The 25,386-nt window shown below is 30.2% G+C and carries 24 protein-coding genes and 5 tRNA genes; 15 read left to right on the plus strand and 14 right to left on the minus strand.

What is annotated here, in order from left to right:
• Window positions 1-43: 43 nt before the first annotated feature.
• Window positions 44-469 carry a hypothetical protein gene (locus J9309_RS00920; RefSeq protein WP_230476585.1) on the minus strand — a complete coding sequence of 142 codons (426 nt, stop codon included), beginning with the start codon at window positions 467-469 and terminating at the stop codon, window positions 44-46.
• A 407-nt stretch (window positions 470-876) separates the two neighbouring features.
• On the opposite strand from J9309_RS00920, the gene J9309_RS00925 reads away from it, so the two are divergent.
• From J9309_RS00925 to J9309_RS00950, 6 genes are all read left to right on the plus strand, one after another.
• Window positions 877-1,521, plus strand: coding sequence for a MarR family winged helix-turn-helix transcriptional regulator (locus tag J9309_RS00925; RefSeq protein ID WP_230476586.1), 645 nt, complete (start codon window positions 877-879; stop codon window positions 1,519-1,521).
• Window positions 1,522-1,920: 399 nt separating this feature from the next.
• Window positions 1,921-4,176 (plus strand): catalase/peroxidase HPI, encoded by a 2,256-nt coding sequence (gene katG / locus J9309_RS00930; protein ID WP_230476587.1) that lies wholly within the window; start codon window positions 1,921-1,923, stop codon window positions 4,174-4,176.
• 123 nt (window positions 4,177-4,299) lie between these two features.
• Complete coding sequence (locus J9309_RS00935) at window positions 4,300-4,854, plus strand: hypothetical protein (protein ID WP_230476588.1); 555 nt, start codon at window positions 4,300-4,302, stop codon at window positions 4,852-4,854.
• Window positions 4,855-4,973: 119 nt separating this feature from the next.
• Window positions 4,974-5,612: an NUDIX hydrolase gene (locus tag J9309_RS00940; RefSeq protein ID WP_230476589.1), complete on the plus strand. Its 639-nt coding sequence runs from the start codon at window positions 4,974-4,976 to the stop codon at window positions 5,610-5,612.
• Between the two features lie 15 nt (window positions 5,613-5,627).
• The gene (locus tag J9309_RS00945; RefSeq protein ID WP_230476590.1) at window positions 5,628-6,521 is read left to right on the plus strand and encodes a lysophospholipid acyltransferase family protein; all 894 of its coding nucleotides are present in this window, start codon (window positions 5,628-5,630) and stop codon (window positions 6,519-6,521) included.
• A 20-nt stretch (window positions 6,522-6,541) separates the two neighbouring features.
• A complete protein-coding gene (locus J9309_RS00950; RefSeq protein ID WP_230476591.1) occupies window positions 6,542-7,894 on the plus strand; it encodes a UDP-N-acetylmuramate--L-alanine ligase in 1,353 nt (450 codons plus the stop codon).
• Window positions 7,895-8,202: 308 nt separating this feature from the next.
• Here J9309_RS00950 and J9309_RS00955 read toward each other — a convergent pair whose 3' ends face one another.
• The gene (locus tag J9309_RS00955; protein ID WP_230476592.1) at window positions 8,203-8,853 is read right to left on the minus strand and encodes a YceI family protein; all 651 of its coding nucleotides are present in this window, start codon (window positions 8,851-8,853) and stop codon (window positions 8,203-8,205) included.
• Between the two features lie 211 nt (window positions 8,854-9,064).
• Here J9309_RS00955 and J9309_RS00960 point away from each other — a divergent pair, with 211 nt between their 5' ends.
• On the plus strand, window positions 9,065-9,823 hold the full coding sequence (locus J9309_RS00960; RefSeq protein ID WP_230476593.1) for a 5'-methylthioadenosine/adenosylhomocysteine nucleosidase: 759 nt from the start codon (window positions 9,065-9,067) through the stop codon (window positions 9,821-9,823).
• Window positions 9,824-9,980: 157 nt separating this feature from the next.
• On the opposite strand, the gene J9309_RS00965 is transcribed toward J9309_RS00960, so the two are convergent.
• From J9309_RS00965 to J9309_RS00985, 5 genes are all read right to left on the minus strand, one after another.
• Window positions 9,981-10,054 (minus strand) — tRNA-Thr (locus J9309_RS00965).
• A gap of 7 nt (window positions 10,055-10,061) precedes the next feature.
• Window positions 10,062-10,142, minus strand: a tRNA-Tyr gene (locus J9309_RS00970).
• A gap of 31 nt (window positions 10,143-10,173) precedes the next feature.
• Window positions 10,174-10,247 (minus strand) — tRNA-Thr (locus J9309_RS00975).
• 7 nt (window positions 10,248-10,254) lie between these two features.
• Window positions 10,255-10,335 (minus strand) — tRNA-Tyr (locus J9309_RS00980).
• Window positions 10,336-10,357: 22 nt separating this feature from the next.
• Window positions 10,358-10,431, minus strand: a tRNA-Thr gene (locus J9309_RS00985).
• Window positions 10,432-10,719: 288 nt separating this feature from the next.
• Here J9309_RS00985 and J9309_RS00990 point away from each other — a divergent pair.
• Both J9309_RS00990 and J9309_RS00995 read left to right on the plus strand, forming a co-directional pair.
• Entirely contained in the window at window positions 10,720-12,363 is a 1,644-nt protein-coding gene (locus tag J9309_RS00990; protein WP_230476594.1) for a Na/Pi cotransporter family protein, read from the plus strand.
• A gap of 34 nt (window positions 12,364-12,397) precedes the next feature.
• Window positions 12,398-13,384: a long-chain-fatty-acid--protein ligase gene (locus J9309_RS00995; RefSeq protein ID WP_230476595.1), complete on the plus strand. Its 987-nt coding sequence runs from the start codon at window positions 12,398-12,400 to the stop codon at window positions 13,382-13,384.
• Between the two features lie 40 nt (window positions 13,385-13,424).
• Here J9309_RS00995 and J9309_RS01000 read toward each other — a convergent pair whose 3' ends face one another.
• Together J9309_RS01000 and J9309_RS01005 are read right to left on the minus strand one after the other, a co-directional pair.
• Complete coding sequence (locus J9309_RS01000) at window positions 13,425-15,236, minus strand: DUF3857 domain-containing protein (RefSeq protein WP_230476596.1); 1,812 nt, start codon at window positions 15,234-15,236, stop codon at window positions 13,425-13,427.
• 36 nt (window positions 15,237-15,272) lie between these two features.
• Entirely contained in the window at window positions 15,273-17,144 is a 1,872-nt protein-coding gene (locus J9309_RS01005; RefSeq protein ID WP_230476597.1) for a DUF3857 domain-containing protein, read from the minus strand.
• A gap of 159 nt (window positions 17,145-17,303) precedes the next feature.
• Between J9309_RS01005 and aqpZ the strand changes: the two genes are divergently transcribed.
• Window positions 17,304-18,002, plus strand: a complete 699-nt coding sequence (gene aqpZ / locus J9309_RS01010) for an aquaporin Z (RefSeq protein WP_230476598.1) — start codon at window positions 17,304-17,306, stop codon at window positions 18,000-18,002.
• A gap of 35 nt (window positions 18,003-18,037) precedes the next feature.
• Here the strand turns inward: aqpZ and J9309_RS01015 are convergent, their stop codons facing one another.
• A complete protein-coding gene (locus J9309_RS01015) occupies window positions 18,038-18,922 on the minus strand; it encodes a TIGR01777 family oxidoreductase (RefSeq protein WP_230476599.1) in 885 nt (294 codons plus the stop codon).
• 100 nt (window positions 18,923-19,022) lie between these two features.
• On the opposite strand from J9309_RS01015, the gene J9309_RS01020 reads away from it, so the two are divergent.
• Window positions 19,023-19,898: an ion transporter gene (locus tag J9309_RS01020; RefSeq protein WP_230476600.1), complete on the plus strand. Its 876-nt coding sequence runs from the start codon at window positions 19,023-19,025 to the stop codon at window positions 19,896-19,898.
• Between the two features lie 6 nt (window positions 19,899-19,904).
• On the opposite strand, the gene J9309_RS01025 is transcribed toward J9309_RS01020, so the two are convergent.
• Window positions 19,905-20,873, minus strand: a complete 969-nt coding sequence (locus tag J9309_RS01025; RefSeq protein WP_230476601.1) for a YihY/virulence factor BrkB family protein — start codon at window positions 20,871-20,873, stop codon at window positions 19,905-19,907.
• Between the two features lie 27 nt (window positions 20,874-20,900).
• Between J9309_RS01025 and rlmH the strand changes: the two genes are divergently transcribed.
• The 4 genes from rlmH to J9309_RS01045 are packed head-to-tail and all read left to right on the plus strand — an operon-like array spanning window position 20,901 to window position 23,692.
• Window positions 20,901-21,374: a 23S rRNA (pseudouridine(1915)-N(3))-methyltransferase RlmH gene (rlmH, locus tag J9309_RS01030; protein WP_230476602.1), complete on the plus strand. Its 474-nt coding sequence runs from the start codon at window positions 20,901-20,903 to the stop codon at window positions 21,372-21,374.
• Window positions 21,367-22,194, plus strand: a complete 828-nt coding sequence (locus J9309_RS01035; RefSeq protein WP_230476603.1) for a CPBP family intramembrane glutamic endopeptidase — start codon at window positions 21,367-21,369, stop codon at window positions 22,192-22,194. The genes rlmH and J9309_RS01035 overlap by 8 nt, the downstream gene beginning before the upstream one ends.
• Window positions 22,194-22,769, plus strand: a complete 576-nt coding sequence (rdgB, locus tag J9309_RS01040) for an RdgB/HAM1 family non-canonical purine NTP pyrophosphatase (protein ID WP_230476604.1) — start codon at window positions 22,194-22,196, stop codon at window positions 22,767-22,769. Before J9309_RS01035 ends, rdgB begins: the two co-directional genes overlap by 1 nt.
• A gap of 2 nt (window positions 22,770-22,771) precedes the next feature.
• Entirely contained in the window at window positions 22,772-23,692 is a 921-nt protein-coding gene (locus J9309_RS01045) for a ribonuclease Z (protein WP_230476605.1), read from the plus strand.
• 188 nt (window positions 23,693-23,880) lie between these two features.
• Here the strand turns inward: J9309_RS01045 and rplS are convergent, their stop codons facing one another.
• From rplS to ppk2, 3 genes are all read right to left on the minus strand, one after another.
• Complete coding sequence (gene rplS, locus J9309_RS01050) at window positions 23,881-24,234, minus strand: 50S ribosomal protein L19 (RefSeq protein ID WP_230476606.1); 354 nt, start codon at window positions 24,232-24,234, stop codon at window positions 23,881-23,883.
• Window positions 24,235-24,321: 87 nt separating this feature from the next.
• Window positions 24,322-24,552 (minus strand): putative signal transducing protein, encoded by a 231-nt coding sequence (locus J9309_RS01055; RefSeq protein WP_230476607.1) that lies wholly within the window; start codon window positions 24,550-24,552, stop codon window positions 24,322-24,324.
• Window positions 24,553-24,554: 2 nt separating this feature from the next.
• Entirely contained in the window at window positions 24,555-25,373 is an 819-nt protein-coding gene (gene ppk2, locus J9309_RS01060) for a polyphosphate kinase 2 (RefSeq protein ID WP_230476608.1), read from the minus strand.
• Between the last annotated feature and the right edge of the window lie 13 nt (window positions 25,374-25,386).

Genomic DNA, 25,386 nt, shown 5'->3' on the forward strand with positions numbered 1-25,386 from the left:
ATTTTAAAATTAAATTCTGATATACTTTAATATTATGTGTTAATTAAACTGTTATAAATGGCGGGTATCTATTTGATAGACGATTTTTAATAATTTTCTTTTCATCTTGTAAAGCGCTTGGTTCATCACTTGATTGATAAGGCCAGTTTGAAAAAAGAACATATACAAATTTCATCTCATCAATAGCATTCCTATAATCATTATAACTTGGGTTTATTTTTGATTTTTCGTCTACTTCTTGAATGAGTCTATCTTGCTTATTATTTATGTATATAGATGTATTAGTTACTGAATATTTTATATTTACTTTAGATGTAATATTTACATAATCAAGAATTTCTAACTTCTCAATGGTCATAGCATTTTCAAATTCTTTGTTAATTGAATGAAATACTATATCATTAGAATATGATAAAATCTTGCTGAAAGCATGTATTAAGGAAACTATATCAGTATTTAATAAATTCATATATATGAAATAATAAATACTTCAACCCCACAGAAGTAAAGCTGAAACACAATGACTATAATTTAAAAATTGAAGGGACTTTAAACAACTATGTTAAAGTCAATGAATCAAATTGTATGACTGATATTGGTGTAGTCAAAAAGGAATAATTCACTAAGAAGTAATTTTTTTTTCATAGATTAATTAAATTTTATAGTTATAATTCAGTTTTAGGTTGGTTTAACTATATATGTATTAATAGGTTATAATACAACACATAGTAACTACAAAATTATAATGGAAGTTTAGGATATGTAATAGTACTTTATCATTAGATTTATGAGATTATTTCATTTTTTTATTTAGTTTTATTGTAATATAGTACTAATTTTGCTTAGAAATAAAATTAAAAAATACAATTATAAATTATGAAATATTCCTTACTAAAAGAAATCATTTGTAGTTTAGAAAAATACGATGAACATTGTAAAAAAGAAGCTATTGAAGATGTGGACTTCGAGTCTTACAAATCTTGGCTATTAGACGAACCTAATCAAATTATATCTTGGGATGGCAAGGATACAGGTCGTTCAATGAATAGCGTTATCAACACCTTAATTGTCCATTTAAACCGATACGCAAAAACCTATTCTAAATCCGTTATTCAGAATACTGAATTTGTTTCGCAAGAAGATTTTATCTACTTAATAAATCTGAATGCTTTTGGAGCTATGACCAAGATGGATTTAATTAAGAAAAATATCCACGAAAAATCTCCAGGAATGCAAATCATTAACAGATTAATTGCTAAAGGTTGGATCAATCAAATAGATGATAAAATAGATAAAAGACAAAAACTAATTTCTATAACTGAGGAAGGAAAAAAGATTCTGGACGAGAACATGGAAAAAATTAGAAATGCAACAAATATTGTTACTGGTAATTTAACAGACAAAGAAAAAATGGTTTTAATTTCTTTACTTCAAAAATTAGATACCTATCATCATCCAATTTATCACGCGAATAAAAAACCTGAAGAACTTTTAGATTATGTAAATAATTTAGAAAAGTAAATATCATTTCTATTATTCTTCAATTTTTAAAACCAACTTTTAGTTAAAATTTATTCAAGCCTGAATGATAAAAATTCATTTGATCAATTTACATGTCCTTATGTGAAAAATTATCAAGTTATTTTATCATTAAATTTCTTATTAAGTTCAATTTATAAATTCTGTATAATTTAATTTATATTATCCACCTCAAACCCTTTCTACCAAAGAATTCTTAATTATAATATATATTCATTTCAAATTATATTTTCAGTTTTTTATATAAATTATTAGATATCATAAGATTTAACATACATTATAATTATAAATTATTCTAAAATAAATCAATACAATTTTAAAATAAGAAATTGTATTTCTATCTTTATGAATATTACATAAAAATTAAAAAACAATTTGAATATGGAAAATCAAGGAGGAGACATTAGCAAATGCCCTTTTCACAACGGAAGTTTGGCACAAAATAATGCAGCTGGACGTGGAACTCAAAATAGAGATTGGTGGCCAAACCAATTGAATCTTAATATATTAAAACAGCATGATACAAAAACTAATCCTATGGATGTAGATTTTGATTATGCAAAAGAATTTCAATCATTAGATTTAGAAGCGTTAAAAGCTGATCTTAAAGCTTTAATGACTGATTCTCAAGATTGGTGGCCTGCAGATTTTGGTCATTATGGACCTTTATTTATTCGTATGGCTTGGCACAGTGCAGGTACTTATCGTGTACAAGATGGTCGCGGAGGTGCTGGCGAAGGTCAACAACGTTTTGCGCCATTAAATTCATGGCCAGATAACGTTTCTTTAGATAAAGCGCGTCGTTTATTATGGCCGATTAAACAAAAATATGGTCGTAAAATTTCTTGGGCAGATTTAATGATCTTAACAGGAAACGTAGCTTTAGAATCTATGGGATTCAAAACTTTAGGTTTCGCTGGTGGACGTGCTGATGTTTGGGAACCAAATCAAGACGTTTACTGGGGTAACGAAAAAACTTGGTTAGCTGGTGATGAACGTTACGGTAAAGGTGGATCTAAAGGTGTTGAAGGTGATGATGTTATTATTTCTGATGATACAAACAGTGAAAAACATACAACTCGCGATTTAGAAAATCCTTTAGCTGCGGTTCAAATGGGATTAATCTATGTAAACCCAGAAGGTCCAGATGGAAATCCTGATCCGTTAGCTTCTGCAAGAGATATTCGTGATACTTTTGCTCGTATGGCAATGAATGACGAAGAAACATTAGCTTTAATTGCGGGTGGACATACATTTGGAAAAACTCACGGTGCTGCATCTGCAGATCACGTTGGTCCAGATATCGAAGCTGCTGGTTTAGAAGCACAAGGTTTAGGATGGGAAAATTCTTATGGTACAGGTAAAGGTGGTGACACAATTACTTCGGGATTAGAAGTAACTTGGACATCTAAACCAACAGAATGGTCAAACTTATTCTTATCATACTTATTTGGATTTGAATGGGAATTAACTAAATCACCTGCAGGAGCTCATCAATGGATAGCAAAAGATGTAGGTGAAATTATTCCTCATGCTCATGATCCAAACAAACGTGTTCGCCCAACTATGTTAACTTCAGACTTAGCTTTACGCTTTGATCCTGAATACGAAAAAATTGGACGTCGTTTCTTAGAAAATCCAGATCAGTTTGAAGATGCTTTCCGTAAAGCATGGTTTAAATTAACTCACCGTGACATGGGACCACGCGAGCGTTACTTAGGTCCTGATGTACCGACTGAAGAATTCGTATGGCAAGATCCTATCCCAAAACACGAAGGTGAATTAATTTCTGAAAGCGATGTTGCAGAATTAAAAGAACAAATTTCAGGTTTAGGTTTATCTGTATCTGAATTAGTTTCTACTGCATGGGCTTCTGCTTCTACTTTCCGTGGTTCAGACAAACGTGGTGGAGCAAATGGTTCTCGTATCCGTTTAGAACCAATGAGAAATTGGGAAGTTAATAATCCAGTTCAATTAAACAAAGTATTATCAGCTTACGAAGATTTAAAAGCGAAGTCTGGTAAAAATGTTTCTATTGCAGATTTAATTGTTTTAGGAGGTGCAGTTGGTATTGAAAAAGCAGCTAAAGATGCTGGTCATTTCATTACAGTACCATTTACTCCTGGACGTACAGATGCAACTCAAGAGCAAACTGATGTTGATTCAATCAAATGGTTAGAACCAATTGCAGATGGATTTAGAAATTACCGCAAACACAACAATTACGCAGTTTCTACTGAAGAATTATTAATTGACAAAGCGCAATTATTAAAACTTAATGTACCTGAATTAGTTGTTTTATTTGGTGGTTTACGTGCTATTAACATCAATTACAACGGATCTAATCATGGAATTTTCACAGATCGTCCTGGACAATTAACTAATGATTTCTTCGTGAATTTATTAGATATGTCTACACAATGGAAAGCGATGGATCATTCAAAAGAGACTTATTTAGGAACTGATCGTAAAACTGGTGCAGCGAAATACACTGGTACACGCAATGATTTAGTTTTCGGTTCAAACTCTGAATTAAGATCTATTGCTGAAGTTTACGCTTCTGATGATGCAAAAGATAAATTTGTTAAAGATTTCGTTGCAGCTTGGAATAAAGTAATGAATGCAGATCGTTTTTAATCAAAACATCTTAATATAATTTTAAAAAGTGTGAATCATTAGATTCACACTTTTTTTATAGAATTTAATTTTCAAAATTTCATTCATCATTTCGCTTTTAAAGATTATTTGTAATTTTGAATTATGAATACAATTGCAGTTATCGTAGCTATAATAGTAATCCTAATTTTAGGAATCGTATATTTAAATCATCTCGCAAAAAAGAAAATAAAAGTAACAATTCAAGAAAACGAGATTAAAGAACCAAAGGTATCTTACATAGCAATCAAAAAATCTGAAGTAGATAATAGAAACGATCAGCAGGATTTTATTTTCGACATTTCTACTATTACCAAAAGAGGAAATGAATTAGATATTTTAGTCACTTTCCAAAATAACAGTACAAAACATATTAGAATAGATATACAAAAAGCAACCTTAGTTTTAAAAGATCAAGAAATCATTGGTGACCATCAGCTAAAAGAAATGACAATGGGCACAAATGATATTATTCTAAAAAACACAATTCTATCAACAGGAAATCTGATTCGAAATATATATTTTACAACGACCGAAAATTTAGAATTTCAATCTAATGACTTATTAAAAATTGAATTATTAATTAACAATGATTTTTTTGTTCTAGAAAGTACAATAGGAAATTCTACCGTTGATAAAGTAAAAGTAATTGAAGATTAGATTACAATTTAATAAAACAATCCTACAACAACAGATGTAGGATTTTTTATTACAACTACTTTTGATTCGTATGGACTAAATTAATTACCTTTGGATATAATTTGAATTAAAATTTAGTTTTGAATTTAGAAGAACTTAAATATATATTATCTGAATCTGTAGAAGAATTACCAGGTTGGAATTCTCATGAAAAACTTTCACCTCCTTACAGAGAAAGGTACGACATTGAAATGATCAAACGTACAAATCCTCGTGCAGCCGCAGTGATGATTTTATTATACGAAAATGAATTAGGTGATATTGAATTCCCTGTAACAATGCGTGTTTCTTATGACGGAACACATTCTAATCAATTTTCATTACCAGGAGGACAATTTGAGGAAAGTGATATTTCTTTTGATTTAACAGCTGTAAGAGAAACGGTTGAAGAATTAGGTGTTTTTGATGAAGATATTGAAGTTGTAAAACAATTATCTGAAATCTTTATTCCACCAAGTAATTTTTTAGTTTATCCTTTCATTGGTGTTCACCACGGACAACCAAATTTTATCCCTGAAGAAGCGGAAGTTGAATATGTAATTCCATTAGATTTGGAAGCATTTCTTGATGCAGAACCTGAAACTTTCGTTAAAGAATTTTCTGGTCAAAAAGTAGATATTCCAGGGTATAATATTGGAGACGAAGAATACATCTGGGGCGCTACTGCAATGATTCTTGAAGAGTTTAAGGATGTTTTAAAAAATCATCTTAATTATTAATAAAAAGCTTAAAAATTGGCACAAAAATCAAATAAAAAATCCTTTTATAGAGATGCTTTCGGACATTTATATTTCCTAAAACGTTCGTTAATTTTCTTATTAGGATCTTTCACATATAATCGATACAACGGTTTCAATAAACTTAAGGTTTCTGGAACTGAAAAATTAGTTAATTTACCTACTCAAAACGTATTATTTGTATCTAATCACCAAACTTATTTTGCTGATGTTTTTGCAATGTACCATGTTTTTTGTAGCGTAAAAAATGGATTTATTGATACCATTAAAAATCCTGTTTATTTATTAAATCCAAAGATTGACTTTTATTACGTTGCTGCCGAAGAAACGATGAAAGACAATGTACTTACAAAGTTATTTGCTTACACTGGTGCAGTTACTGTAAAAAGAACTTGGCGTGCAAAAGGTCAAGACGTGAACAGAAAGGTAGATTTAACTGAGGTTAATAATATTGATAAAGCATTACAAAACGGTTGGGTAGTTACTTTTCCACAAGGTACAACAAAAGCATTTGCGCCAGGTCGTCGCGGAACTGCTCACTTAATTCGTAAAAATAACCCGATTGTTATTCCTGTTGTTATCGATGGTTTCCGACGTGCATTTGATAAAAAAGGTTTAAAAATCAAAAAAAGAGGAATTAATGCTACAATGACATTTAAAGATCCTTTGATTTTCGATTTTGAAAAAGAAACTTCAGATGAAATTATGAAAAGGATTATGGATGCCATAGAGCAATCTCCTGAATTTAATAAGGTACGTCCGATTGAAGATATTTTAGAAGAAATAAAAAATAAATCTCTTGATGATTATTTAAATGAAGATGAAGACTTCGAAGAGGAAGAAGAAATCTCAACATTAAATGAATCTGAAAAAGATAAATCACACGATTAATTCCCACCGCTTTTATACGAATGAAAAAAGTACATTTTATTGCAATTGGTGGTAGCGCAATGCACAATTTAGCTATTGCATTACACGAGAAAGGATACCAAGTTACAGGTTCTGATGATGCTATTTTCGAACCATCTAAAACTCGTTTACAACAACGTGGTATTTTACCAGAAGAATTAGGTTGGTTTCCTGAAAAAATAACAGAAGATTTAGATGCTGTAATTTTAGGAATGCATGCACATGCTGATAATCCTGAAATGTTACGTGCACAAGAATTAGGAATCAAAATCTATTCATATCCTGAATATTTATACGAACAATCAAAAGATAAAACGCGTGTTGTGATTGGTGGTTCTCATGGTAAAACTACAATTACATCTATGGTTTTACACTGTTTACATTATCATGGTATCGATGTAGATTATATGGTTGGTGCACAATTGGAAGGTTTTGATGTAATGGTTAAATTAACCGAGGATAACGAATTTATGATTATGGAAGGTGATGAATATTTATCATCTACATTAGATCGTCGTTCAAAATTCTTATTATATCAACCAAATATTGCATTAATTTCTGGTATAGCTTGGGATCATATCAATGTGTTTCCAACTTTCGAATCTTACAAAGAACAATTCTCTAAATTCATTGATAGCATTGTAAATGGTGGTGCTTTAATCTACAATTCTACTGACAAAGAAGTTGTAGAAGTTGTAGAAAATGCCGAACGTGCGTTGAAGAAATTTCCTTACGAAATTCCTGCTTCTACAATCGATAATGGAATAACATACTTAGAAACTGAAGATGGACCTATTCCTTTAGAAGTTTTTGGTGATCATAATTTAATGAATTTGGATGGAGCTCGAGCGATTTGTAAACAACTAGGAATGATGGATGATGACTTTAACGAGGCAATACAATCATTTAAAGGAGCTTCTAAAAGATTAGAGTTAATTAATCGTACAAAAGACTTCGTTGCATACAAAGACTTCGCACACGCACCAAGTAAGGTGACTTCGGTTACAAATGCAGTAAAAGCGCAGTATAAAGAGAAAGATGTTGTGGGATGTTTAGAGATTCACACCTACTCTTCTTTAAATCCTGAATTTTTAGTTCAATACAAAGGAGCTTTAGATAAAGCTGATATCAAGATTGTAAATTATGATCCTGAAGCTTTGAAAATTAAACGAATGGAAATGATTTCGCCTGACGATATTAAAAAAGCATTTGGAGACGATTCTATCTTAGTTTTCACTTCTTCAGATGAATTAAAAAATTATATCGAAACGTTAGATAAAACAAATAAAGTATTTCTGATGATGAGTTCCGGAAATTTTGGCGGAACTGATTTGAATGAATTATTTAAAGGATAAAAATTAAAAGCATAATCATACATCTGATTATGCTTTTTTTTTTATATGATAATAAACATAAAAAGTATTGAAAATCAAAGTGTAATATTTCCATTTTCATAAAATTTTTTAGATTATCTAATGTTTCCTCAAAAAAAGATTCAATTTATTGTTGTTAACTAAATTTTTTGATTATTTTAGATAATATTAAGAAATCGAACAGAAAATTAGTTAACTGGTTTTGTTTCACCTCTTAATCTAAATTGAAAGCGCAAAAAAAGCTGTAGGAAAATCCTGCAGCTTTTTTATTTTATTATATATTGTTAATACTATTTACCAAAATCTTCAGCAAATTCGATAGAACCTTCAATTTCAACTTCAGACCAAGTTTTTGTAATTCCATCAGCACCTTTGTGTAAATCTGCACAAGCTGTATTTAAAGCCTCTACAGCACTATTAGCGTTAAAGTTTGCTAAATCTAAAGTTGTATTAATCGTAAACACATTATTTTCAAATTTAGACGCAACTTCGTATTCTTTTGACACATTATTTAAAGTGAAAGTGATGAACGTTTTTCCTCCTTTAAAATTAATTACTCCATTGATATAAGAAGTATTTGCCATTGTACCGAATAAGATCATCTTCAATTTACCGTCACGATCTTCAGCACCAGAATTAATTGACGATACAGCTACACGTACCTTCGCTCCTTGTAATACTTGCTCAGGTGTCGTACCTTCTTTTGTATCTGTAACTTGTACAGCTTCAAAAGTTCCAGATACAGCTAACTTTTCAGTCGTTTTAAAACCAGTCCACTTTACAACTGAATTTCTAACTACTCCATCTACGATATCTGAAGGTTCTTCTTGTGTAACAACAACTTCTTCTATTGGTGTATTTACATTTTCTTCTACTTTACTTTCTGTACAACTAAAAATTGTTAAACCAACAACTCCTAAAACTATCGCTATTTTTTTCATATCAAATTATAAGATGCACGAAGTTACAACATGGATCAATAATCTATGTATTGATTTTTATCAACTTATTTTTATAATAATCATTTAACTTTGCAGTATGATAAAACATATTTTAAACACTTTACTAATTATCGTTTGCCTTCCTTTTATATTGATATACGAAGTGTATTGTTCTATCTATAAATACAGAAAATAATTTTCATACCACTTTATGAAACAGCGTATAATTGGAATAATGGGTGCTCTTCCAGAAGAAATTAATGGAGTAGTTAATCTATTACAAAACAAAGAAGAACATCGTATTGGTAAACGCATTTACTACACTGGTACTATAAACAACCAATCGGTAATAGTCGTTTATTCTCGTATTGGTAAAGTTGCAGCAGCAGCTACAGTTTCTACATTAATTTTAAAATTTAATATTACAGAATTAATTTTTACTGGTGTTGCAGGAGGTATAGCATCTGATCTTAAAATTGGAGATATTGTTTTAGGAACCGAATTAGTACAGCACGATATGGATGCTTCTCCTTTATTTCCTGAATTTGAAATACCTTTGATCGGAAAATCACATTTTAAGTCGGATAAAGATTTATTACAATTAGGTGAAAATTCTATTCAACAAATTTTAGAAAACTCATATTTACATCAAGTAATTGAAGAGAAATATTTAGATCAATTTAATATCCATCATCCAAAATTACACTTAGGTTTAATAGCTTCAGGAGATCAGTTTTTTAAGAATTCTACACAAAAAAATAAGCTATTAACTGTTTTACCAGCTACTAAATGTGTTGAAATGGAAGGTGCGGCAGTTGCACAAATTTGTTATGAGTTTGATATTCCTTTTATAATTATTAGGACAATATCTGACGAAGCGGATCAACATTCGACCATAGATTTTATGAAATTCACAGAAAAAATTTCAAACATCTATTCGATTGAAATAATCAAAAACATCATCAAATAAAAAGTCCTTAAAAAAAGGGCTTTTTTTTCTTGATGCACACATTAATAATTCTGGTTAATTTTTCTTACAAGAACTGTAAAAAATTTAAAACAGAGAGTTTTAGTAAAATAAAGATATAAAAAAAAGAAGCATATATTATATACTTCTTTGTTCTATGAGCCGATGGAGGGATTCGAACCCACGACCTGCTGATTACAAATCAGCTGCTCTGGCCAACTGAGCTACATCGGCAATTTAGTGGGGAGAGCAGGATTCGAACCTGCGAAGGTTACCCAACGGATTTACAGTCCGTCCTCGTTGGCCGCTTGAGTATCTCCCCAATAAAATAATATTTTTTTTCAAAGAATTTGAGCCGATGGAGGGATTCGAACCCACGACCTGCTGATTACAAATCAGCTGCTCTGGCCAACTGAGCTACATCGGCATTTTAGTGGGGAGAGCAGGATTCGAACCTGCGAAGGTTACCCAACGGATTTACAGTCCGTCCTCGTTGGCCGCTTGAGTATCTCCCCATCTAGTATAATATTTTCTTTGAGCCGATAGAGGGATTCGAACCCACGACCTGCTGATTACAAATCAGCTGCTCTGGCCAACTGAGCTATATCGGCAAAAAATATTTGATTTTAATTTCAAACTTGAAAACCTCAACGATTGTGTTATTAATAACTGTCGTATCATTTTCGTGGTGCAATATTAGGGCGAGAATTTTAATCTCGCAAATGTTTTTGATAAAAAAATCAAAGTTTTTTTAAAGTTTTTTGCATTTATTTTGATTATCAATTTTTTACAAATCAAAAAAAAATGAAGTTTTATTTCAGATAAAATCCAAAAATTAGGGAAAACATAATATTTAATTTACAATAGATGCCTTATTTTTGTGAACTATTAAAACTTTAATGCACATCATTATCCAAATATTACAGATTTTAGGAGCAATTTCCTTGTTTATTTTCGCCATAAAATATCTGAGTGAAAATTTACAAGCATTGTCTGGATCTAATTTCAAGCGAACATTAAACAAAATTACCTACAATGATACTTCATCAATTGTTGCTGGTACAATTTTTACGACGACTATACAATCGTCATCAGCCGCTTCTGTATTCATCTTAGGATTTATTAATGCTGGATTAATTAATCTGAAAAAAGCGTTTGGATTAATTTTAGGTGCTAATATTGGAACAACACTAACGCTTTGGTTAGTTTATTTAGGATTAAAGTTTGATTTTTTGATGATCGCTTTGCCTATATTATTTTTTTCAGTTCCATTTTATTTATCAAAATTTAAAACGAAAAGAAAATTAGGTGGAATTTTCTTTTCACTTGCGTTATTGTTTATATCTATCCATTTTTTAAAAATATACTTACCAAATTTTGATAATAACATCATCCAACAATACATTCAGGATTTACAAAACTTTGGAATCTTAACGAAATTGTTGTTTGTTGTTATCGGAATCGTATTAACCATATTCGTACACTTTTCGTCAGCTTCAATTACAATTTCTATATTATTAGCAGAAAAAGGCTTACCTATAGAATTGGCTGCTATGATGGTTTTGGGAGCGAATATTGGTACAACATTAACTGCACATTTGGTGGCTGCAATAGGAAATTATCAAACAAAATTAGTTGCTGCTTTCCATACTTTCTTTAACACTTTATGTGCTATACTTTTCTTTTTCTTAGGTCATCTATTATTAGAACAAATAGAAAAATATTCAGATCAAATCAGTGCTACATTAATCACTTTTGATATTATAGTTAACATAATAGGAGTTATTTTAATTTATCCTTTTATCGGTAAAATAACTTCATATTGTTACAAATTAATCATGAAACAGAAAGGTCGTCCTACGAAAAGTATAGAATTTTTCTCTTTTCCATTTGGAACCAATTCTGATTTATATCGTTTTGAAACAAACAAAAAAATGACAAGATTGGCTGGAAATGCGAGTCAAATTGTTCACGTTTTAGGGCGAATGATTACTGAAAGTGATGAAGACAAAATGATTGTTTTTCGTGAACGAATTTATCAATTAGAAAAAGAAGGCGATGATTTGGAAGATGAGGTGAAAGTGTTTTTAAATGATATTTCTAATTTGGATATTCCAAACGAAAATAGATTTGAATTACATCAATTAATTACATTGTCACAGCATTTAGAAAGTGTTGGAGATATTGCTATTAAAATTGCGGCAATACATAGAAAACGCCGTTTAACTAATAGTTATTTTACTCCTAAAATGCGTGAATTTTTGGTAACATTACAAACAAGTTTAGATCAGGCGACAACAATTTTACATCAAAATCTGAATGATAATGATTTTGAAATTTCCATTCGCGATGCAGAAATAATTGAAAAAGCTATAAATTCTACCTACAAAGAAGCAGACAATTATTTACTTCGTACCATAGATAAGGAAAACCTTAATGCTTTAAGTTCTATTTACTACAAAGAATTAATACAACATTACGAGCAGTTAGGCGATCATTTGTATCGTGCCAACAAAACGATTGTAAAACTAAATCAGCAATAGTTTTTAAATCCTGAAATGTTTGTAATTTTGCTTCATGCAAGAAGCTAAAAGTATATTTTCAATACAATCCGAAGAAGATTTCAAGAACAAAACTTTAGAAGTTTTTAGATACCAAGCAACACATAATCCGATTTATAAATCATTTGTTGAAAATCTAAAAATTGACATTGATTCTGTTTTAGCAATTGAGAACATTCCGTTTTTACCCATCAAATTTTTCAAACAATTTGAAATTATTACAGGAAATAAGCCTGTTGAAAAAACATTTACAAGTTCTGGAACTACTGGTATGGCGACAAGTAAACACTTGGTTACTGATTTAGCTTTATACCATTATAGTTTAGAGAAATGCTTTGAGCAATTTTATGGTCCATTGTCAGATTATACCATTTTTGCGTTACTTCCATCCTATTTAGAAAGAAACGGATCATCTCTGATTGATATGGTTGAATATTGGATTGAAAAATCTGGTCGTCCTGAAAATGGATTCTATTTATACAATCATCAAGAGTTATATGATAATTTAATCGCTCATGAAAAAACGGGTAAAAAAGCCATTTTAATCGGTGTTTCTTTTGCTTTATTGGATTTTGTTGAACATTATAAAATGGAATTAAAAAATACCATTGTAATGGAAACTGGTGGCATGAAAGGTCGAAAAAAAGAAATTACTCGTGAAGAATTACATACAATTTTAAAAGCTGGTTTTGGAACAAACGAAATTCATTCGGAATATGGAATGACAGAACTTTTAAGCCAAGGATATTCTCGTGGAGATTTAACGTTTAAAACACCTAATTGGATGCGAATTATGATTCGTGAAACAGAAGATCCTTTCCAATATGTTGGGATCGGAAAAACTGGAGGAATAAATGTTATTGACCTTGCAAATGTAAACTCGTGTAGTTTTATTGCTACTGATGATTTAGGTAAAAAAGTAAGTGATAATAAATTTGAAATTTTAGGAAGATTTGACCATTCTGACGTGCGTGGTTGTAATCTTTTAGTGATAAATGAATAATAAAAAAATCCTCCAGTTCGGAGGATTTTTTTATTATAATCTATTTCTTTTTCAATGTGATTTGTTTTGCAGCTTCTTTTTGAACCTTATCATAAAATTGTTTTAAAACGGGATAATCTTTCGCTTCGAAAACAGCTTTTCCTAAATACAATTCATAAGAAATAACTAACATATTTCCATTAACTTTTTGTCGTTGCGAATAAACTAAATCATTATTCGGATTAATTGTTTGGTCGAAATAATCAGATTTTAAAATTTCAAAACCATCAGGAACTTCAACTTGAACATTTATTTTAAAAAAATAAGGAAAATTAAATTCAACTGGAATTTGCCTATCCATCTCATCAAAATCGTATGTTGAAATAAACTGTAATAAAGGATTTTCTAAAACATAAAAAGAATCTAAGTCAGAAAAAGGTACTTTAGAATTATGTCCTACTACAAATCGATTATTTATAAAACGTATTTCGGAACTTTGATTATCACCTTGAATATTAATTGGAGAATTTAAATATCTGCTAATTAATTTTTTACTATCCTTTTCGTTTTTATCGAAAAAATAACCATTAAAAACATCTTTTCTACTTTCACTAATAGATCCATTTCTAAAATTATATTTAAAATCGACAAAATTCTCTGATAAAATCTGATTAATAATTACAAATTTTCCATTTTTAGATTCGTCCAACAAATACGCTTTGTCGTTGTACATGTTAAGATTAGCAAAGCGAATGTCATGCTCAGGAATATCAACTGCATTGATTACAAAACTTTCTCCATTTTTTAATTCAACATAGTTTACTAAATAATCGAAATGGTCGATGTAAGGAATTGATGTTAACACCTTCCCATGAATTCTTGAAGTAAGCAGAATTAAATTTGTTTTAAACCCTTTTTGTTTTAATATATCACTCAGTAAAATATTTAAATCGGCTAGGTTTCCTTCATTGGTATTTAATGTTACACGTTGTGATTTTTCGGAAATAATCCCTCTGTAATTATTCCATCTAAAATCTTTTTTAAACTGATAAATGACATTATTTAGCGTTTCAAATTCATTTTCACCATCTGGAATTTTCTTCGCATAATTTTTTACTGCAAATTCGCTTTCATTTAATAAATTATACTTTTCAAAATCCTTTCTAAATTCTGGATATGTATCATATTTTGTGAATTGCAAACGAATACTTTCTGAAACCATATCAGGATTATAAACATATTTTAATTCTTTTACACTTGGAATATTTGTAAGCTCGAATAAATATGCTGTTCTGTCAATATTTTTATATTTTGATTGTAATCTTTTACCCAAAATTAACTTTGTATGAGAACCGTATAATTCAACCTTGGTTTCATATTTACTGTATAATGTTGGAATATCATGTTGAAAAAACCAAGGATCTGCTGAAAAGATATTTTGACTTCTTAATGTATATTGATATTCGAGAATAGAACCAACTTTTACGTTAGGAAAAGCGAATCTTATTACATTATAATCATCTCCATTTTTCACATCAAATATATCTTTCGATTGAACTTCTGAATTGATATATGAACCATTAACTTCGTTAATAGTTTGAGCACTAATTTTTGTAATTTTTTCAGTATTATTTTTGGCGTAATATTCTAATTCTATATTACCCAAATGATACGCGTTTTCGTTTAGAATTTTAATTCTCCTTTTAACAGTTAATTGATATCCACCTAAATAAACATTCATATAACCAGACTCATCCAATATTACTGCTTGAGCGTCTTGTTCAAATGAAACGGATTTTAACTCTAATTGTTGAGTCGTTAAAGCAGGAAAATCTGACAAAGATTTTTGACCAAATGAAAAAAACGAACTCAAAAAAAATATCAAGAGATAATGATTAAATTTCATAATCTATTTCTTTTTCAATGTGATTTGTTTTGCAACTTCTTTTTGAACGGCTTCAAAATGGTTTTTCAACATTTCATAATCTGTTGCTGGATAAACCGCTTGACCAAGATAAAATTCGTACAGAATTTGTAATTTATTTGTGGCTACTGCGCTATTTTGAGAATACACTAAATTGTCATTCGTTTTTACAACACCTTTAAAATCGTCCGATTTAATAACTTCATAACCTTCCGGAATATCAACGGTAACTAAAATTTTAAAATAATATGGAAAATTGAATTCTATTTTATTTTTTCGGTTCGTTTCAGTAAATGTATAAGCATTAATAAATTGTGCCAATGGATTTTCTAATGTTATAAAATTGCTTGAATTTAAACCCATTTTAGCCGTATGGTTTACTACATATTTATCCTGTAAAAACTTAAGTTCATTGCCTTTATCATCATTTACTACATGTATAGGTGAATTGATGTATCGATTGATTAAATCTTTAGAATCTTTAACCTCATCATCATAAAAATAACCCGAAAACAAATCTTTTCTTTGCTCTATTAATTCACCATCTTTTACAGTGTATTTAAATTCTACATGGTTTTCTGACAAAAATTGATTTAATGTTACAAAATTTTCTTCAACACCGTTATCTAAAACAAAACCATAATCGTTAAATAAACTTAGCGGCGCAAATTTGAAAGTGTTTTTAGGAATATCAACTGCGTTGATTACATACGAATTACCGTCTTTTAATTTCACAGAATTGATGACATAATCAAACTGATCTAAATAAGGAAAAGTTGTAACTAATTTACCATTGCTACGAGAAGACAATAAAATTAAATCTGCTTTAATTCCTTTATTAGTCAAAATACTGTTGAATAAAACATTAAGATCTGCTAAATTGGAACTGCGAGTATCTAAAATTTCTTTTTGCGTTTTATTGGTATAAATTCCTTTGAATTCATTCCATTTAAAATCATTTTGAAATTTTTTAACTACATTATCTAAAGTTTCTTTTTCTGTTGCTCCATTCGGAATTGTTTCAGCATATTTTTTAACAGCTACATTATTTGATAATCGAGAATAATCTTCTTTTACCTCTTTTTTCAAATCTTTCCATTTTCCAATTGTGCTTTTGTAACCTGTATCAGCCAAATAACCTGACAATTGTAAACGAATACTTTCTAAAACATTTTTACGATTATACACATATTGTAAACCATTATAACTTGGTATATTAGTTAATTCCCAAGTATCAATATTTTTTCGATTTTTATATTTATCCGTTAATTGTTGCCCAACGGATAAATTTGTAAAATCTGCATTGGTATTAATTTTTAATTTGAAATTACTTTTAAGTGTAGGTAATTCGTGTTGAAATTGCCAAGCGTCTATGTTGTACAATTGCTTGCTATTTAAAGTATATTGATATTCGATAATCGTACCAACACGCACATTTGGAATAGCAAATCGGATTGCTTTATAATATTTATTAACATCAATTTCAAAAATATCTTTGTCCGTAATTGGAGTACTTACATATTCTCCATTGACTAAATTAATTGACTGCGCTTTCACATTTTTAATATCCTCTATATTATTGTGTGCATAAAACAATAATTGTATATCCCCTTCAGTAATTGCCTTTTCATTTAGAATTTTAATTCTTCTACGAGTTGTTAACTGATGCCCACCACCGTTAACATCTAAATATCCACTTTCATCTAAAATTACCGCTGAAGCATCTTGATCAAAAGATACGGTCTTTAATTCTAATTGGTTTGCGGTTAACTTATCGAAACCTGAAAGTGATTTTTGAGCAAAAATTGGAGTCGAGAAATATAAGAGTGGTAAAAGTAAAAAGTAATTAATTTTCATGATGTTTTATATAATCATCAAAATTATAACAATATAACTTTAAAAGTTTGTTATACGATAAAAATCTTTTATTTAATGTTCACTTCTTAAACCATAAAATTTTAATAATCAATAAGAAAACTTATATTTATTTCATTATTTAAAAAAACCAATCTACTTATGAGAAATTATTTAGCTGAATTCTTCGGAACTTTTTGGTTAGTTTTCGGAGGATGCGGAAGCGCATTATTTGCAGCAGGAATTCCTGATTTAGGAATCGGATTTGTTGGAGTTTCATTAGCCTTCGGTCTTACCGTTTTAACGATGGCATACGCAGTAGGACATATTTCGGGTGGACATTTTAATCCGGCCGTTTCGGTAGGATTATTTGTTAGTGGCCGTTTCGATGCAAAACAATTAATTCCTTACATCATTTCGCAATGTATAGGAGCAATTGCAGCTGCTGCAGTTTTATATGTAATTTGTACAGGAAAAGCTGATTTTGTTATAGATCCTAACGCTGCTGGAAGTTTCGCTGCCAATGGTTATGGAAATTTATCACCCAATGGCTATAGCGCAACTGCGGCTTTTTTAGCTGAATTTGTATTAACTGCATTTTTCCTTATTGTTATTTTAGGAGCAACGGACAAATATGCAAACGGAAAATTTGCTGGTATTGCAATTGGATTAGCTTTAACATTAATTCATTTAATCTCAATTCCAATTACAAACACATCTGTAAATCCAGCTCGTTCAACATCACAAGCAATTTTTGTTGGAGGTGATTACATTCCACAATTACTATTATTTTGGGCTGCACCTATTGCCGGAGCAATAGTTGGAGGTTTAATTTATAAAACTTTGTTAGAAAAGAAATAATAAAAAAAGCGTCAAACTTTAGTTTGACGCTTTTTTTAAACTATATCCTCAAAAGCTTGATCCAATGTTTCAAATTTAAATTTAAAACCTGAATCTAAAATTTTTTGATTATCTAATCGTGCACCTTCTAAAATTAAACTCGACTTCTCTCCCATTCCAATTTTAACGAATGCAGCAGGAATGTTGGGCAAAATTATTTTAGACCCTAAATGCGACGCCAATTTTTTCATAAAATCCTGATGATTGATCTGTTCTGAAGCCGAAGCGTTATAACTTCCTTCCATTTTTATATCTTCAACTGCTTTTATATATATTTCGCATAAATCATCAATATGTATCCAAGGCGACCATTGCGAACCTTTACCAAGAGATGCACCTAAACCATATTGAGTTGGAAGTTTCATTAACTTAAAAGATTCCGCATTTTTTGCCAAAACTAATGGCGTTCTTATACAAACAACTCTTGCATTAACTTCATTAAAATTATATGCAGCTTGCTCCCACAATTTGCAAACCTCAGCTAAAAAATCATTTCCAGCATTTGCAGTTTCATTGAAAATTGTATCAGAAAATTTTTGCCCATAAAAACTTGATCCTGAAGCTGAAATAAAAAATTGAAGTTTTACCTCTAATTTTTTTACATATTTCAATAATAAATTAGCTGTTTCAACTCGGCTATCAATAATTTCTTTTTTGAATTTTGTACTCCAACTTTTCATCAAAGGTGCACCAGCTAAATGAATAATTCCATCTAAATCCTCAAACACTTTTTCATCAATCTTATTTTTATTCCAATGATAATATGGATGATTCACTTCATGATCTCTTGTAAGTATTCGTACTTTATGTCCTTTATCAATTAACTTTTTTACCAATTCATTTCCAATCAATCCGCTTCCACCGGTTAACAAAATATTCATAAAATCAATTTTATATAAAGCTAATACATAGAAGTTAATTCCCAAAAGAACACATCAATCAATATTTTTTCTATTTTAGCACTGTACAAAATCCTAACCGATGCTAAAGAAACGTATTCCTTTTTTAAACCTTTCAGAAGACGAAGAGAATCGTTTAAAACACCAAATATTTGATATAATTTTCGAAACAAATACACGTACCGGAAAGTTATTCAATATCATTTTATTACTACTTATTTTAGCTAGTGTGGGATTGGTAATGCTAGAATCTATACCTTCTATCAACGCGAGATACCATAAGCTTTTGGTCGTTTTAGAATGGATTTTAACAACCATCTTTACGATAGAATATTTACTTAGGATTTATTGTACAAAAAAGCATTGGAAATACATTTTTAGCTTTTATGGTATAATTGATTTATTAGCTATTTTACCATTCTTTATCGGATTAATTTACCCAGGAAGTAAATTCCTTTCAAGCATACGCATATTACGCTTGTTACGTGTTTTCCGAATTTTTGGTTTAACTCAATTTACGCGTGGAAGAAATGTATTAGTCATCGCTTTAGTCCAAAGTCGTGAAAAGATTATTGCTTTTTTATCGTTCGTTTTATTAATCGTAGTTGTAATTGGATCTATTATGTACATGGTGGAAAGAAACCATCCTGAATCTGGATTTACCAGTATTCCGATTAGTATTTATTGGGCAATTGTAACTCTAACAACAGTAGGTTATGGTGATGTTGCTCCTGTTACTACTTTAGGCCAGTTTTTAGCTTCGGTAGTTATGATTATAGGTTATGGAATTATTGCTGTTCCAACTGGAATTGTAACGATGGAAATGAATAAAGCTGCAAAAGATGATATTCCGAAAAATACAGAAGTTTGTCCACATTGTGCCGATGATTATCATTTAGATAGTTCTAAATATTGCAAAACTTGTGGTTATCAATTAAATCCTCATCATAAAAAATAAATGATATTATTTTTTCAAGTCTATGACATTTGTTTTGTCTAAAGAATTTACTTGGTCATAATTTTTCGCATAAGTGATTGACATGTTTAATTCATATCCTATCAACATCAAAATAACGTTAATATACACGAAAATCATCATTATCATTACTAATCCTAATGAACCGTATAGTAAATCTATATTCGTAAATTTCTTTAAATAAAGATTAAAACCAATAACGGTTAATAAAAATAAAATTGACGTTAAGATTGCTCCTGGAATTACGGTACTTTTCGTTTTTTTATGATTCGGACCAAAAGTATATAACATACACATGGAAATAAAATAGAACATAAATACCGAAAAGTAATTGATAAAATGCGAGAAATGACCCAATATAGATAGAAACTCAACATTCGTAATAAACTTCCAAATTACAGTTGTATAATACGCTAATGCAACTTGCAGAATTATAAAGGCAGTGAAAAATAATGTCAGAATAATTGAGATAATCCTTGATCTTGAATTACGTCTTTTTACATAAACATTTTGATAAGATATATTAAAAGAATTTATGATTCCTTGAATTCCATTCGACGACATAAAAATTGTAACCAAGATTAAATACCAATCTACTTTTTTCTGTCCTTGACTTTCAGTCGTTTTTTCGATATATGAAATTACCTCTGATGAAACTTGATGTGGAAGAATTTGTGGTAAAAATTGTGTAAATAATAACTTTTTAATTTCAATGTAATATGGTATATGAGGTAATACACTAAATAGAAATAAAAGAAATGGAAAAAGACTAAAAAATATAATCCAAGAAACTGCAGCTGAACGTAATGGGAAATTCCCTTTCATCACACGAATCCAAAAAACCTTCAAAAAATCGTAAACCGTAATCTTAGCTTCAGAATTAATCATGGTTGAACCTGTCCAACTTTTAATTGAATTATATCCTGAATAAGTTTTAAAAGTTTGGATAATGCTCATATTTTTGTACTTAGAATTATTTCATCCATGAATATTACAACAATCTGCATAGGTAAAACAGACGAAAAAGCAATTGAATTACTTTTACAAAAGTATGAAAATCGTTTACCTACTCACATCAATTATCAACGTATTGAAATTCCTGATCTTAAAAATAGGAAGAATCTTTCTGAAATTCAACAGAAACAGAAAGAAGGTGAGCAAATATTATCTAAAATTCAAAATACAGATTTTGTTATTATTTTGGACGAAAAAGGGAAACAACCTACTTCGATGCAATTTGCTCAAGATCTACAAAATTACATGAATCAATCGGTAAAAAATTTAGTATTTGTAATTGGTGGTCCTTATGGATTTGATGAACCTGTTTATCAACGAGGAAATAAAAAAATGTCATTATCAAATATGACCTTCACTCACCAAATGGTTCGTTTGTTTTTAACTGAACAAATCTACCGTGGATTTAGTATATTGCAAGGTAAACCATACCACCATGAATAATTTTGAAGATATTAAAGTCACAAATCCTTTACCATTTTCATTCGGAATCGTAAAAGCTATTTTTTACAGCATTATAGCTGTATTCGTTATGCAAGTTATAGGTAGTATAATACAATTACCTGCCTTCTTTTACCCTATCCTCAATCATGTGTTGTTGCCACTTGGTTTTTTAGTTGGTATATGCGCCGCAATTGGTACTTTATTAGGAACTTTAAAAACGAATTCTAAACCAATCATAGCAGAGATAAAGCATAAAATTTCTGTAACTGAAATTGTTTTATCCATTTTAATTTGGGTTGGATTTTTACCACTTTGTGAATATTTCACAACGTTAATTCCGACAAATGGTCCTTTAGAAGGTTTATACAAACAATTCGAAACTTCGTTTGAAATGTTGCTCAACTATAAATTCTCAGGATTTTTAATGGTTTGTATTTTTGCACCAATTTTCGAAGAAATCCTATTTAGAGGAATCATTTTAAGAGGAATGCTAAATGCGAAAATCACTCCAATTGTAGCCATCGTTATTAGTGGATTAATCTTTGGAATGGCTCATTTAAATCCTTGGCAATTCGTAGGAGCTGGATTATTAGGAACAATTTTCGGATTTGTTTATTACAGAACAAAATCTTTGTTTTTGCCTATCATATTACATGCACTAAACAATAGTTTGTCCTTTTTTATCATGTTACAAGATAACTCTATGAGCGAAAATGTTTTTGATACAACTAATTTTGTATCCATCGGAATTTTCACAGCTTTAGCAATGATTCTAAGTTTTATCTTATATCGTACAACACACAAAAACTTTATCAAATAATGGAATTAATTTTCGCTACACATAATCAACATAAATTAGAAGAAGTAAAACAAATGCTTCCTCAAAATATTCAATTCAAATCATTAACTGAGATTAATTTTCATGATGATATTGAAGAAACAGGATCTACATTCAAAGAAAATGCAAGTATTAAAGCACAAACAATTTTCCAAAAAACTGGAGTAAATGTTTTTGCTGATGATTCTGGTTTAGTAATTGAAGCTTTAGACGGAGCTCCAGGAGTTTATTCAGCGCGTTATGCTGGTACTGGAAAATCTGAAGATAATATTGCAAAGGTTTTAGAAGAATTAAAAGGAATCGAAAATAGAAAAGCTTATTTTATCGCTGTTTTCTGTTTAATATTAGATGGGAAAGAATATTTTTTCGAAGGACGCGTAAACGGAACAATTGCAGATGTTGTTTTAGGAGCTGATGGTTTTGGATACGATCCTATCTTTATTCCAGAAGGTCACTCAAAATCATTTGCACAAATGAGTGCCGAAGAAAAAAATAGCATGAGCCATCGTGGTCACGCTGTTGAACAATTAAATGAATTCTTAACTAAAATAATATAAAATTGAGTTTAGAACTAACCATATTAGGATTTAACTCTGCAGTCCCCACAGCGTACTCGCATCCTTCTGCACAGCTATTAAATATTGCCGAAAGATATTTTTTGATAGATTGTGGCGAAGGTACACAAGTACAACTAAGAAAAGCGAAAGCTAAATTCAACCGAATTAATAACATTTTCATTTCCCATTTACATGGTGATCATGTTTTTGGATTAGTTGGGTTAATTTCTACTTTGCAACTTTTAGGTCGTGATACGCCGCTAAATATACATGGCCCGAAAGGAATTGAAGAATTTATTATGACGCAATTACGTCTTACAGAGTCTAATTGTTCTTTTAAAATTGTTTTTAACGAGTTAAGTGGAAAAGAATCTGTTTTGGTTTTTGAGGATGATAAAGTTGAAGTTTTTTCCATTCCATTAAATCACAGAATTTACACCAATGGTTACCTTTTCAGAGAGAAATCAAAGCAACGCAAACTAAATATGGATGCTATAGAGCAATATCCTGAAATTGAAATTTGCGATTATCAAAACCTAAAAAATGGTCGAGATTATGTAATGGAAGATGGTACAATCATCGATAATGAAGATTTAACCTTCGAAGGTCCTCGTGCATTAAGTTATGCTTATTGTTCGGACACAAAATACAAACCTAATATTATTCCGATAATTAAAGGTGTCGATTTATTATATCACGAAAGTACCTTCTTGCACGAAGCGAAAGATTTGGCCAATTATACAGGTCATTCTACAGCCAAAGAAGCTGGTATAATTGCAAGAGATGCAGAAGTTGGTAAATTAATCCTTGGACATTTCTCTAATAGATATCATGATTATAGTTTGTTATTGAATGAAGCTAAAATAGAGTTTGAAAATACGGTTTTACCTAAATTATTGGGAACAATAAAAATCAAACCATAGTTTACTAAACAAAAAAGAGCAAGTTGTAGAACTTGCTCTTTTTTGTTTGACGCGTTAGGGATTGCAGTGAAAATCCTTTGCTGACTAAGCAAAGATTGTAACGAAAAGCCCGCCCGAACGCCCAAATTATAAAATAAAAAAACCGCTCGAATAATCGAACGGTTTTATACTTTTCAAGAAAGCAACTACTATTTGTAAGAAGCGTCTTTGATACGTGCTTTTTTACCACGTAATGCTCTAAAGTAGAAGATACGAGCTCTACGAACTTTACCTTTCTTGTTAACTTCAATTTTTTGAATAGCTGGCATGTTAACTGGGAAGATACGCTCTACACCAACATCACCAGACATTTTACGGATTGTGAAAGTCTCAGTTGTTCCTTGACCTCTTCTTTGGATAACAACACCTTTGAAGAACTGAACACGAGTTTTTCCACCCTCTGTAATTTCTTGATAAACTGTAATAGTATCACCTGCTGCGAAAGCTGGGAACTCTTTTTTAGCTACGTATTTCTCTTGTACGTATTTTACTAAATTTTGCATCGTAATAATAAAATTTAATTATATTGACCAACTTTCACGTCTTTCGCCAGAGGTTGAGCAATGAGACTGCAAAATTAAATATTTTTATTAACAAAGCAAATCATTATCAGAAAAATCTCGCGAATTATTGTAAATTTTTAAAGCTTTTGCGTAATCTTCTTCCCTCACTTGCAATCGAATACCTTGAGAAAAGGTTACTCCTAAGGTAAAAGTTAGGTTCTCGTCTAAAACGGTGCTTTCAATTCCTTCTGATTCTAATAATAATTTTACAATATCAGCTTCGATAACTGTATTAAATCGTGCTAAAATCTTAAACATATTTAATCGTGTTTAATTATTACTTCGTCGTTTGCTTCTATTCCTTTCGCATCAAAACCTTTAATGTTACATAACAAATACTTCATCATCGCTAAACGAGCTTCTTTTTTACTATCCGTTTTAATTTCTATCCACGGATTTTCTTTCGTTCCCGTTCTTTCAAATAATAAATCAATATATTTTGTGTAATCGTCCCATTTGTCTTGTGCTTGTTTATCCAAACTACCCAATTTCCATTGTTTCAATGGATCTGTTCTGCGTTCTTCTAACCTTTCAGCTTGTTCTTCTTTCGATATAGATAAATATATTTTGATAATTTCGATTCCATCTTCCACTAAAAGATGTTCAAGCACATTTACCTGTTGCATAAACTTTTCGTATTGTTCGTCTGTACAAAAACCAAAAATAGGTTCTACAACTGCACGATTATACCACGAACGATCAAAGAAAACAATTTCACCTTGATTGGGTAATTTTTGTAAATAGCGTTGAAAATACCATTGACCATCTTCTACCGCTGTTGGTTTCGGCAATGCTTCTACTCTATATTTCTTTGGATTCATGTTTTGCGTTACACGAGAAATCGTTCCACCTTTACCAGCTGCATCTCGACCTTCTAAAATTACTAAAACACGTTTATTATTATCTACGACATATGATTGTAATCGTACCAACTCTACTTGTAGTTCGGATACTAATTTATCATACTCTAATTGTTTTCTAAATTTCTTCTCTTTGATAATATCGTGTTCAACTAAAAAGTCTATTACTTGTTGTTTTGTACTAATCTTTTCTAAATCATTTATATCAAATTCTGCCATTTTTTTAATTATT

Origin of the sequence: Faecalibacter bovis (assembly GCF_017948305.1) — a bacterium.
Lineage (GTDB): Bacteria > Bacteroidota > Bacteroidia > Flavobacteriales > Weeksellaceae > Empedobacter > Empedobacter bovis.

What these genes read in the sequence shown, in the direction of transcription:
- J9309_RS01020 (WP_230476600.1), top strand. Translation starts at nt 19,023, where the DNA reads ATGCTAAAGAAACGTATTCCTTTTTTAAACCTTTCAGAAGACGAAGAG.
- J9309_RS01015 (WP_230476599.1), bottom strand. Translation starts at nt 18,922, where the DNA reads ATGAATATTTTGTTAACCGGTGGAAGCGGATTGATTGGAAATGAATTG.
- J9309_RS00950 (WP_230476591.1), top strand. Translation starts at nt 6,542, where the DNA reads ATGAAAAAAGTACATTTTATTGCAATTGGTGGTAGCGCAATGCACAAT.
- J9309_RS01005 (WP_230476597.1), bottom strand. Translation starts at nt 17,144, where the DNA reads ATGAAAATTAATTACTTTTTACTTTTACCACTCTTATATTTCTCGACT.
- J9309_RS01025 (WP_230476601.1), bottom strand. Translation starts at nt 20,873, where the DNA reads ATGAGCATTATCCAAACTTTTAAAACTTATTCAGGATATAATTCAATT.
- J9309_RS00990 (WP_230476594.1), top strand. Translation starts at nt 10,720, where the DNA reads ATGCACATCATTATCCAAATATTACAGATTTTAGGAGCAATTTCCTTG.
- J9309_RS00920 (WP_230476585.1), bottom strand. Translation starts at nt 469, where the DNA reads ATGAATTTATTAAATACTGATATAGTTTCCTTAATACATGCTTTCAGC.
- ppk2 (WP_230476608.1), bottom strand. Translation starts at nt 25,373, where the DNA reads ATGGCAGAATTTGATATAAATGATTTAGAAAAGATTAGTACAAAACAA.
- katG (WP_230476587.1), top strand. Translation starts at nt 1,921, where the DNA reads ATGGAAAATCAAGGAGGAGACATTAGCAAATGCCCTTTTCACAACGGA.
- rdgB (WP_230476604.1), top strand. Translation starts at nt 22,194, where the DNA reads ATGGAATTAATTTTCGCTACACATAATCAACATAAATTAGAAGAAGTA.
- J9309_RS00960 (WP_230476593.1), top strand. Translation starts at nt 9,065, where the DNA reads ATGAAACAGCGTATAATTGGAATAATGGGTGCTCTTCCAGAAGAAATT.
- J9309_RS00925 (WP_230476586.1), top strand. Translation starts at nt 877, where the DNA reads ATGAAATATTCCTTACTAAAAGAAATCATTTGTAGTTTAGAAAAATAC.
- J9309_RS01055 (WP_230476607.1), bottom strand. Translation starts at nt 24,552, where the DNA reads ATGTTTAAGATTTTAGCACGATTTAATACAGTTATCGAAGCTGATATT.
- J9309_RS01035 (WP_230476603.1), top strand. Translation starts at nt 21,367, where the DNA reads ATGAATAATTTTGAAGATATTAAAGTCACAAATCCTTTACCATTTTCA.
- J9309_RS00935 (WP_230476588.1), top strand. Translation starts at nt 4,300, where the DNA reads ATGAATACAATTGCAGTTATCGTAGCTATAATAGTAATCCTAATTTTA.
- aqpZ (WP_230476598.1), top strand. Translation starts at nt 17,304, where the DNA reads ATGAGAAATTATTTAGCTGAATTCTTCGGAACTTTTTGGTTAGTTTTC.
- J9309_RS00955 (WP_230476592.1), bottom strand. Translation starts at nt 8,853, where the DNA reads ATGAAAAAAATAGCGATAGTTTTAGGAGTTGTTGGTTTAACAATTTTT.
- rlmH (WP_230476602.1), top strand. Translation starts at nt 20,901, where the DNA reads ATGAATATTACAACAATCTGCATAGGTAAAACAGACGAAAAAGCAATT.
- J9309_RS00995 (WP_230476595.1), top strand. Translation starts at nt 12,398, where the DNA reads ATGCAAGAAGCTAAAAGTATATTTTCAATACAATCCGAAGAAGATTTC.
- rplS (WP_230476606.1), bottom strand. Translation starts at nt 24,234, where the DNA reads ATGCAAAATTTAGTAAAATACGTACAAGAGAAATACGTAGCTAAAAAA.